Below are 10,429 nucleotides of genomic sequence, written 5' to 3' on the forward strand. Positions count from 1 at the left end.
GAGTTCGATGGCCTGGTGCTGTCCAAGGGACGATTTTTGCAGGATGCGCCGAATGCCACCACAGGAAGGTGGACGCGGTACGCTTCGTTCAACCTGATCGCGATCTTTTGACCAGAAATCCTGCAACGGGCGGGTGTCCGCCGGTGATGCACGGCGATCGGTCGATATGCTGGTCGAACGAGATGGTATAACGACACCTAACAGAAATGCGCGCGGAAGGCCTGCTGCTCAAAAACGCTTGGAGAGGTCGCCATATTCGATCTTGCCCTCGGCGGACCCGCCGCGGTTGCCTCCGCAAGCGGGACGCGCCGATTGTCCGACCTGACCTCGCTATCCGCGGACATCACGTCCGCAGGAATGAAGCACAGCCGGGCGGCGATCGCCTCGCGCAGTTCTACGCAGGCGGCATGGCTCCGGCCGTCCACAGCCGAATGCTTCTGGATAGTCTGAGTTCGCCAGTTTCACGGCGGCTCGGACACCGGAATTTGCGTCGACCCTGCTTATCGGGTGTGATGAACCCCGAAAAAGGCCAATCATACGTAAATACTATGCGTTTCGAACTTCCTGTCTCTCGAATTCAAATGCGGCTCTGCCCTAGTTGAAGCGCGGCAGACGAGTCGGCGCCGCATCTTCCATGCGCCCCGCCGCCTGCGGGAGACTTAGCATGCAGGACATCCTCTGGATCGGCCTCACCCTTGGCCTGCTGGCCGCGACGCTCGGCTACGCGGCGTTGTGTGACAACGCGTGAGGGGGCGACATCCATGACACTCGACCTCTGGCTGGCCGCGATCACCGCGATCGGCCTTCTTTTCTATCTGGTGGCCGTGCTTGCACGCCCCGAACGCTTCTGAACGGGAGGCGAAATCCATGACTGTCCAGGGATGGATATTGATCCTGGTCTTTGTCGGCATATTGCTGGCGCTGGCCAAGCCGATGGGCCTGTGGCTCTTCGCGCTCTATGAAGGGCGGCGCACGCCGCTTCATGCGGTGTTTGGCCCGGTCGAGACGGGATTCTACAAGCTTGCCGGCATCGACCCCGCGCAAGAACAGGGGTGGCGCCGATACGCCGTCCACATGCTGATCTTCAATGCGGCGCTGCTTTTCTTCACCTATGCGCTCCTGCGGCTTCAGGCCGTGCTACCGCTCAATCCGCTGGGTTATGCGGGAGTCAGCGAACATCTGGCGTTCAACACCGCGATCAGCTTCACCGCCAATACCAACTGGCAGAGCTATGGCGGAGAATCGACCATGTCGAACCTCAGCCAGATGCTGGGCCTGACCATCCACAATTTCCTGTCGGCGGCGACGGGCATCGCGCTCGCCTTCGCGCTGTTCCGCGGTTTTTCGCGGCGTGAAACGAAGGGGATCGGCAATTTCTGGGCCGACATCACTCGCGTGACGCTTTACCTGCTGCTGCCGGCCTGCTTCGTCATCGCGCTCTTCTACATCGCAAGCGGCGTGCCGCAGACGCTGGCCGGATCGGTCGACGTGACGACGCTGGAAGGCGTGAAGCAGACGCTGGCGCTCGGCCCGGTGGCGAGCCAGGAAGCGATCAAGATGCTGGGCACCAATGGCGGCGGTTTCTTCAACGCCAACAGCGCGCATCCGTTCGAGAACCCGACCGCGCTCACCAACTTCGTGCAGATGCTGTCGATCTTTGTGATCGGCGTCGGCCTGACTTACACATTCGGCAAGGCTGTCGGCAATGTGCGCCAGGGCTGGGCGATCCTGGCCGCGATGATGATCCTGTTCCTCGCGGGAACGGTGATCACATATTGGCAGGAAGCCGCCGGCAATCCGGTCTTGCAACATCTCGGCGTGGCCGGGGGCAATATGGAGGGCAAGGAAGTCCGCTTCGGCATCGCTGCCTCGGCGCTCTTTTCGGTCGTGACTACGGCGGCCAGCTGCGGCGCGGTCAATGCGATGCACGACAGTTTCACCGCAATCGGCGGCCTCATCCCGCTGTTCAACATGCAGCTGGGCGAAGTCGTTATCGGCGGCGTCGGCGCGGGCATATACGGCTTCCTGCTCTTCGCCATCCTTGCCGTGTTCGTCGCTGGCCTGATGGTCGGGCGCACGCCCGAATATGTCGGCAAGAAGATCGAGAGCAGGGAAGTGAAGCTGGCGGTGCTTGCCATCGCGGTGCTGCCGCTCATCATCCTGGGTTTCACCGCCATTGCTTCAGTGCTGGAGGTCGGCCTTGCCGGGCCGCTCAACAAGGGACCGCACGGTTTCTCCGAAATCCTCTACGCATTCACCAGCGCGGTGGCGAACAACGGATCGGCCTTTGCGGGCCTGACCGCCAACACGCCCTTCTACAATGGGATGCTGGGTGTCGCGATGTGGATCGGCCGCTTCTTCATCATCGTGCCGATGCTGGCGATCGCCGGCGGGCTGGCGGCGAAGAAATATGTGCCGGAAACGGCGGGCAGCTTCCCGACGACCGGCCCGCTGTGGACCGGCCTGCTGGTCGGCATCGTCCTTATCGTCGGCGGCCTCACTTTCCTGCCCGGCCTCGCCCTTGGCCCCATCGCCGATCATCTCGCGATGATCAACGGTCAGCTTTTCTAGAGCAGGTACCGATCCGATTGCATCGGCTCGGCTACTCTAGATCTTTGTTTTGCCGCGTTTTCCGAGTCAGCAGGTGATTGGCTTCGCCGAACTTCGTTTCCACCTGCTTAGAAAACGCTCTAATATCGGAGCAAATTCATGGCACGCAAAGCGTCCAAATCGCTCTTTACCGCCGATCTGATCGTTCCCGCGATCGGCGACGCATTCCGCAAACTCAATCCAGGGGAACTGATCCGTAATCCGGTGATGTTCACCACCGCTGTCGTCGCCTTGCTGCTGACCGTGTTGCTCGCGGTCGGGCATGACGGGCTGGCCATGGGCTTCAAGCTCCAACTCGTCATCTGGCTGTGGCTGACGGTGCTGTTCGGCACCTTCGCCGAGGCGCTGGCCGAAGGGCGCGGTAAGGCGCAGGCGGCCTCGCTGCGCGCAACCAAGTCGGAACTGACGGCCAAGCGCCTGAAAGGAGACGGCCGCGAGAGCGAAAATGTCCCGGCCAGCGCCCTGAAGCTGGGCGACATCGTGCTGGTCGAGACGGGTGACCTGATCCCGTCAGATGGCGAAGTCGTCTCGGGCGTCGCATCGGTCAACGAAGCCGCCATCACCGGCGAATCCGCGCCGGTGATCCGCGAGGCGGGCGGCGACCGCTCTGCCGTCACGGCTGGCACCCGCGTCATTTCCGACGAGATCCGGGTGCGCGTTACCGTCAATCCGGGGCAGGGTTTCCTCGACCGGATGATCGCGCTGGTCGAAGGGGCGGAGCGTCAGAAGACGCCGAACGAGATCGCGCTGACGCTGCTGCTGGTCGGCCTGACCATTATTTTCCTGATCGCGGTCGGCACCATTCCGGGCTTTGCCAGCTATGCGGGCGGGGCAATCCCGGTGTCCATCCTCGCCGCTTTGCTCATCACGCTGATTCCGACCACTATCGCGGCCTTGCTGTCGGCGATCGGCATTGCCGGCATGGACCGGCTGGTGCGTTTCAATGTGCTCGCCAAGTCGGGCCGCGCGGTCGAGGCGGCGGGCGATATCGACGTGTTGCTGCTCGACAAGACCGGCACGATCACGGTCGGCGATCGTCAGGCGACGGAATTTCGTCCGGTGGGCGACACGACGAAGGCCGAACTGGCCGAAGCCGCGCTGCTCGCCAGCCTGGCCGATGAAACACCGGAGGGTCGGTCGATCGTCCTGCTTGCCCGGGAAAAATTCGGCCAGACCGCCGATAGCTTGCCGGCAAGTGCGGAAGTCATTCCCTTTACCGCGCAGACCCGGATTTCGGGCGTCGCGCTCAATGGCGCAATCATTCAGAAGGGCGCGGTCGACTCCGTTCTTCGCGCCAATCCGAGGCATGGCAAGGAACCTGCGACTGCCGAACTGCGCCGCATCACCGACGAGATCGCCCGCGCCGGCGGTACGCCGCTGGCGGTGGCGAAGAATGGCAAGCTGCTGGGCGCGATCTTCCTCAAGGACATCGTCAAGGCGGGCATTCGCGAGCGTTTCGGCGAGCTGCGGCAGATGGGCATCCGCACCGTGATGATCACCGGCGACAATCTGCTGACCGCCGCCTCCATCGCGGCCGAAGCCGGGGTGGACGATTTCCTGGCGCAGGCCACGCCGGAGGACAAGCTGGCGCTGATCCGCAAGGAGCAGGAAGGCGGGCGACTGGTCGCCATGTGCGGCGACGGCACCAACGACGCGCCCGCGCTGGCGCAGGCGGATGTCGGCGTCGCGATGAACACCGGCACGCAGGCCGCGCGCGAGGCGGGAAACATGGTCGACCTAGACAGCGATCCGACCAAGCTGATCGAGGTGGTGGGGCTGGGCAAGCAGTTGCTGATGACGCGTGGGGCGCTCACCACCTTCTCGGTCGCCAATGACGTCGCCAAATATTTCGCGATCATCCCGGCCATGTTCGTGGTGCTCTATCCGGGGCTGGGCGTGCTGAACGTCATGGGACTGGCGACGCCGCAGAGCGCGATCCTGTCTGCGATCATATTCAACGCGCTCATCATTCCGCTGCTGGTGCCGCTGGCGCTGAAGGGCGTGACCTACCGCCCGATCGGCGCAGGACCGCTGCTGGCGCGCAACCTCGCCATTTACGGTCTGGGCGGCCTGATCGCGCCCTTCGTCGGCATCAAGCTCATCGACCTGGCCGTTAATGGCTTGGGTCTGGCCTGAGGAAAATTCCATGAACAAGGACATCATCACATCGCTGCGGCCCGCGCTGGTCATGACATTGCTCTTCGCGATGCTGCTGGGGCTGGCCTATCCGCTGGCGCTGACGGGGATCGGGCAACTGGTCTTTCCAGCCCAGGCCAATGGCAGCCTGATCGAGCAGGACGGCAGAATCGTGGGATCGGCGCTGATCGGACAGGACTTCTCCAGCGAGCGCTATTTCCATTCCCGCCCCTCGGCCGCCGGCAAGGGCTATGACGGGCTTGCGTCTTCGGGTTCGAACCTCGGCCCGACGTCGAAGGCGCTGTTCGACCGGGTGAAAGCCGATAAGGCCATGCTTGAAGGAGCGAATGGCGGAAAGCGCGCGCCGGCTGATCTGATGACGGCTTCAGGGTCCGGCCTCGATCCTGACATCACGCCACAGGCTGCCTATTATCAGGTCGCGCGCATTGCCCGCGTGCGTGCCATTGATGTAGCTCAAGTCAAGGCGTTGGTCGACCGGAGCATCGCGCAGCCGCTGCTGGGCTTTTTGGGCGAACCGCGCGTGAACGTCGTGGAAATCAATCGACGCCTGGATCAGATCAGCGCTACCAAGCCTTGATGAACGATCCCGACCGCCGAGATCCCGAAGCCTTCCTGCGCCAGGCGGCGCAGGAAGGTCGTGGCCGTCTCAAAATCTTCCTCGGCGCCGCGCCGGGCGTGGGCAAGACATACGAGATGCTGACCGACGGCATGCAGCGGCTGAAGGCCGGTATGGACGTCGTCGTGGGCGTGGTGGAAACCCACGGCCGCCGCGAAACCGAAGCCTTGCTGGCCGGGCATGAGGTCGTGCCCCGGCGTGACGTCGATCATCGGGGTCATCGGCTTGGCGAGATGGATATCGACGCGATCCTGGCGCGCCGGCCGCAACTGGCGCTGGTCGACGAACTGGCCCACACCAACGCGCCGGGCAGTCGGCATCCCAAACGCTATCAGGATGTGGAAGAGCTGCTGGACGCCGGCATCGACGTCTATTCGACCGTCAATATCCAGCATGTCGAAAGCCTCAACGACATCGTGGCCTCCTTCACCCGCGTCCGGGTGCGCGAGACTGTGCCTGATTCCATCCTCGAAATGGCCGAGATCGAGGTCGTCGACATACCGCCCGACGAACTGATCGAGCGCCTGAAGGAGGGGAAGGTCTATATCCCGCAGGAAACGACGCGGGCGCTCAGCCACTTTTTTTCCAAATCCAACCTGACCGCGCTGCGCGAGATGGCGCTCCGTCGGGCGGCACAGGCGGTCGATGCGCAGATGCTGGATTATGTCCGCGCCCATGCGCTTGCCGGCAGCTTCGCGGCGGGCGAGCGGATATTGGTGGCGATCAGCGAAGTGCCGAGCGCTCAGGGGCTGGTGCGCGCGGCCAAGCGTCTGGCGGACGCCTTGAAGGCGCCATGGTCCGCCGTGCATATCGAAACGCCGCGCACGCTGGCCTTCACTCAGGAAGAGCGGGCGCAACTGGCCGATACGATGGCGCTGGCTTCTCGCCTGGGCGCCAGCACCGCGACCATTCCCGCGCCGTCGGTGGTGGAGGGGTTGCGCCACTCCGTTGCCGACGCGCGGGCGACCCAGATCGTGATCGGCAAGTCGGCGCGCCCCTGGTGGTTCGAACTGCGCTACGGGTCAGTGGTCGACAGGCTGGTGCGCGAGATCGGAGATGTTGCCGTCCATGTCCTGCCAGGGGACGATCCGGCAACCCCGCCCAAACGCGCCGGCCGGCCCGCGGCGCAGAGCTGGGGCAAGCCGCTCGACTATGTGTGGTCGGCGCTGCTGATTGCGGCGATGACGACGTTGGGGCGGCTGCTGATCGAGATCATCGACTTGGGCAATATCGCGCTGCTCTATCTCGTCCCGGTGATGTTCGCGGCGGCGAGCTTCGGCTTGCGCGCTGGGCTGTTCGCGGGCCTGCTGTCCAGCCTTGCCTATAATTTCTTTTTCCTGCCGCCCACCGGCACGCTGACGGTCAGCAATCCGGAGAATATCATCAGCATATTGGTGCTGCTGGGCGTCGCGATCGTGACGAGCCAGTTCGCGGCCAGGGTGAGAGCGCAAGCCGATCTGGCGCAGTCGAGCGCGCGGCAGAATGCTGCGCTGGCCGGCTTTTCGCGCCAGCTGACCGCATCGGCCAGTCAGGAGGAACTGATGCAGGCGATCTGCGCCGAAGTGTCGCGATTGCTGTCGGTGCGCACCGTCCTGCTGCTGCCGTCGCGCGATGGCCCGCAATTGCGCGCCGCCGTGCCGCCGGAGGACCGGCTGGACCAGATCGAGAAGGCGGCGGCGCAATGGGCGATGGACAATGAACAGCCTGCGGGACGCGGATCGTCCACGCTGACGGCATCCGACTGGCTGTTCCATCCGTTGCGCACCACGCGCGGCGTGCTGGGCGTCCTTGGGCTGGCGCGTGAGGATGCGGGCGAGCCGTTGCGGTCGGATCAGATCCCGCTGCTCATGAGCCTGCTGGATCAGGCCTCGATCGCCTTCGACCGGATGGCGCTGGAGGAAGAGATGCTGGATGCGCGGCAGATCCGCGAGCGCGACCGGCTACGTTCGGCGCTGCTGTCGTCGGTCAGCCATGATCTGCGCACGCCGTTGACGACCATCATTTCCGCCATGCACGAGTTGAAGCAGCAGCAGCCGTCTGACCTGCTGGATACCATTGATGCCGAAGCGAAGAGGCTCAATCGCTTCGTGGCCAACCTGCTCGACATGGCGCGGGTCGAAGCCGGCGCGCTGCCGCTGAAGGTGGAGCCGACCGATCTGTTCGACGCGGTCGCAGGCGCGGCGCACGACACGCGCCAGTCGCTGGTCGGGCATGAGGTGAAGGTCGACATATTGCCCGACATTCCCCTGGTCCGTGTCGATCCGACCCTGCTTCACCATTGTCTCATCAACCTGCTCGACAATGCCGGGCGTTATGCCGATCCCGGCACGCCCGTCATCGTCCGGGGGCGCCGGCTGCCCGACGCGATCACCCTATCCGTGCTGGACGAGGGGCCGGGTATCCCGGCGGGCGCGGAGGTGCGGGTCTTCGACACCTTCACGCGACTGGAGGGATCGGACCGGGCCAAGCACGGGACCGGCCTGGGTCTGGCCATCGTCAAGGGTTTCGCCGAGGCCATGGGCCTGTCCGTTTCGGCAGCGAACAACCGGGAGCCGTTCGGCGCCTGCTTCACGATCACCATTCCCCAGTCGCTCATCATTTCCGAATTGCCCCATGAGGATATTGCATGAAAATTCGCCACAAGGTGCTGATCGTCGACGATGAGCCCCATATCCGCAAGCTGATCCACACCGCCCTGACCCGCGCGGACTATGCGACGGTCGAGGCGGAAAACGCGCGCGAGGCGCTGGAGAAGCTGAAGGAGGAGCGTCCGGACATCAGCCTGCTCGACCTTGGCCTGCCCGATCGCGACGGACTGGAATTGGTGCCGCTGTTCAAGCAGTATTCGGACACCACGCTGATCATCGTTTCGGCGCGCGAGGCAACGGACCAGAAGGTCGCCGCGCTTGACCTGGGCGCTGACGACTATCTGACCAAGCCGTTCGACACGGACGAACTTCTGGCGCGCATCCGCGTGGCGCTGCGCAACCGGATGACCAAGGATGGCGGCGCGTCGACCGTCCGGGCCGGCGACGTGGAGATCGACCTGATGGCCCGCACCGTCCTCAAGGCGGGCAGGGAGGTGCATCTCACCCCCAAGGAATATGCCGTGCTGGCGCAACTGGCCAAATTCCCTGGCCGCGTCATTACCCATCAGCAGATCATGGGACATGTGTGGCCGAACGAGCAGGAGCATCATGTCGAATATCTGCGCGTGCTGGTGCGCACGCTGCGACAGAAGCTGGAAACTGATCCTCAACGTCCGCGGATCATCGGCAATGAGCTGGGGATAGGCTATCGCCTGCGCTTCAACGTAGAGGGTGAAACCGAGGAATTCGCGCCTGGCGGCGCGTGAATATCTGCGGAACCCTCAGATTGCGACGTTGAAAGGCGCCGGCTTGGTGCGCAAGGCGCGGACGATCTCACGCTCTAAATTCACGGGGAGCTGTTTGTAAACTGTCTGGATAAGCGATCAGATCTCGACCTGTGACCCCAGTTCCACCACGCGATTGGTCGGCAACTTGAAAAATTCCATGGGCGTTTCCGCATTGCGGATCATCCAGGCAAATAGCTTCTCACGCCATATGGCCATGCCCGGCCGTTCAGAAGGAATAAGGGTTTGGCGGCTAAGGAAATAGCTGGTGTCGCTGACATTGATGGGACCGCCACAGCCATGGATCGTCTTCATGGCAGCGGGAACGTCGACATCCTCCATGAAGCCGTGCCGCCAGATCACGCGGTAGAAGCCTTCGCCCATATTCCTGATTTCTTCCCGGCCCTTCAGCGACAAATGGGGCACGCCATCGGTCTGAATGGTCAAAATGATAATCCGCTCGTGCAGGATCTTGTTATGCTTCACATTATGAAGGAGCGCGGGCGGCACGCCTTCTGCGCGCGATGACAGGAAAATGGCGGTCCCTGGAACGCGCTTGAGCGAATGGGCGACCGACTGAATGAACAGCGGCACCTCCATCGCTCCTTCGTTCAGATAGGAGCGCATGATGACGCGCCCCTTTGACCAGGTGGTCAGCGCTATGAACACCACGGCCGCAACGAGCAACGGGAACCACCCACCGTCGGGAATCTTGGTTGCGTTGGACGCGAAATAAGCGCCGTCGATAACCAGGAACAGGCCCGTCATCACACTGGCAACCAATGGGTGCCACTTCCATACGCTGAAGGTCAGCACGCCCATCATGCAGGCGGTGATGACCATGGTGCCTGTCACTGCGATGCCATAGGCGGCCGCCAGATTGCTGGATGACTTGAAACCCACGACCAGCATGATGACGAGAATCAGCAATGCCCAGTTCACCAGCGGAACGTAAATCTGTCCGGCCGCCGAAGCACTGGTATGCGCGATACTGATGCGTGGCAGGAAGCCCAACTGTACCGCCTGCTGCGTCACCGAGAAAGCGCCGGAAATCACCGCCTGACTGGCGATGATGGTCGCCATGGTGGCGAGGATGACGAGCGGTAGCCGTGCCCATTGAGGCGCCAGCAGGAAGAAGGGATTTGTCGCCGCCGCAGGATTGTCGAGCAAAAGCGCCCCCTGACCCATATAGTTGAGCAGCAGGCAAGGGAGGGCAGCATAGAGCCAGGCGACACTGATCGCCTTCCGTCCGAAATGGCCCATGTCGGCATAGAGAGCTTCTGCGCCGGTGACGGCCAGCACGACAGAACCAAGCGCGAGGAAGGCCAGTTTTGCGTCGATCAGGAAGAAATGCACTGCCCAGTAGGGGTTGATGATACCGATGATCGAAGGATGGCGAACGAGATTCATGATGCCGAGCGTGGCCAGTACCAGGAAATAGAGGACCATGATCGGGCCGAACAAAGCCCCGACCCGCGCCGTGCCATGTTTCTGGATCAGGAATAGACCGATGAGGATGACGGTCGCGATCGGCAGCACATAGGGTTCGAAGCCATTGTTGACGATCGTTAGTCCTTCGACCGCAGACAGTACCGACATGCTCGGTGTGATGATGGCATCGCCATAGAAGAGCGCGGTTGCCAGCACACCGAGCATGGCGATCGCCGGTGTCC

The 10,429-nt window shown here is 62.9% G+C and carries 7 protein-coding genes; 6 read left to right on the plus strand and 1 reads right to left on the minus strand.

What is annotated here, in order from left to right:
- The first annotated feature begins 761 nt into the window (after window positions 1–761).
- From VMR39_RS02475 to VMR39_RS02500, 6 genes are all read left to right on the plus strand, one after another.
- Window positions 762–851: a potassium-transporting ATPase subunit F gene (locus VMR39_RS02475; protein ID WP_325414008.1), complete on the plus strand. Its 90-nt coding sequence runs from the start codon at window positions 762–764 to the stop codon at window positions 849–851.
- A gap of 16 nt (window positions 852–867) precedes the next feature.
- Window positions 868–2,571, plus strand: coding sequence for a potassium-transporting ATPase subunit KdpA (gene kdpA / locus VMR39_RS02480; RefSeq protein ID WP_325414010.1), 1,704 nt, complete (start codon window positions 868–870; stop codon window positions 2,569–2,571).
- A gap of 138 nt (window positions 2,572–2,709) precedes the next feature.
- A complete protein-coding gene (gene kdpB / locus VMR39_RS02485; RefSeq protein WP_325414012.1) occupies window positions 2,710–4,746 on the plus strand; it encodes a potassium-transporting ATPase subunit KdpB in 2,037 nt (678 codons plus the stop codon).
- Window positions 4,747–4,756: 10 nt separating this feature from the next.
- Entirely contained in the window at window positions 4,757–5,344 is a 588-nt protein-coding gene (kdpC, locus tag VMR39_RS02490; RefSeq protein WP_325414014.1) for a potassium-transporting ATPase subunit KdpC, read from the plus strand.
- Window positions 5,344–8,013, plus strand: coding sequence for a sensor histidine kinase KdpD (locus tag VMR39_RS02495; RefSeq protein ID WP_325414016.1), 2,670 nt, complete (start codon window positions 5,344–5,346; stop codon window positions 8,011–8,013). The genes kdpC and VMR39_RS02495 overlap by 1 nt, the downstream gene beginning before the upstream one ends.
- A complete protein-coding gene (locus VMR39_RS02500) occupies window positions 8,010–8,738 on the plus strand; it encodes a response regulator transcription factor (protein ID WP_325414018.1) in 729 nt (242 codons plus the stop codon). The genes VMR39_RS02495 and VMR39_RS02500 overlap by 4 nt, the downstream gene beginning before the upstream one ends.
- A gap of 117 nt (window positions 8,739–8,855) precedes the next feature.
- On the opposite strand, the gene VMR39_RS02505 is transcribed toward VMR39_RS02500, so the two are convergent.
- A partial coding sequence (locus tag VMR39_RS02505; protein WP_325414020.1) for a potassium transporter Kup occupies window positions 8,856–10,429 on the minus strand: 1,574 nt, incomplete at its 5' end.

This window comes from Sphingobium sp. (assembly GCF_035511395.1).
Classification (GTDB): domain Bacteria; phylum Pseudomonadota; class Alphaproteobacteria; order Sphingomonadales; family Sphingomonadaceae; genus Sphingobium.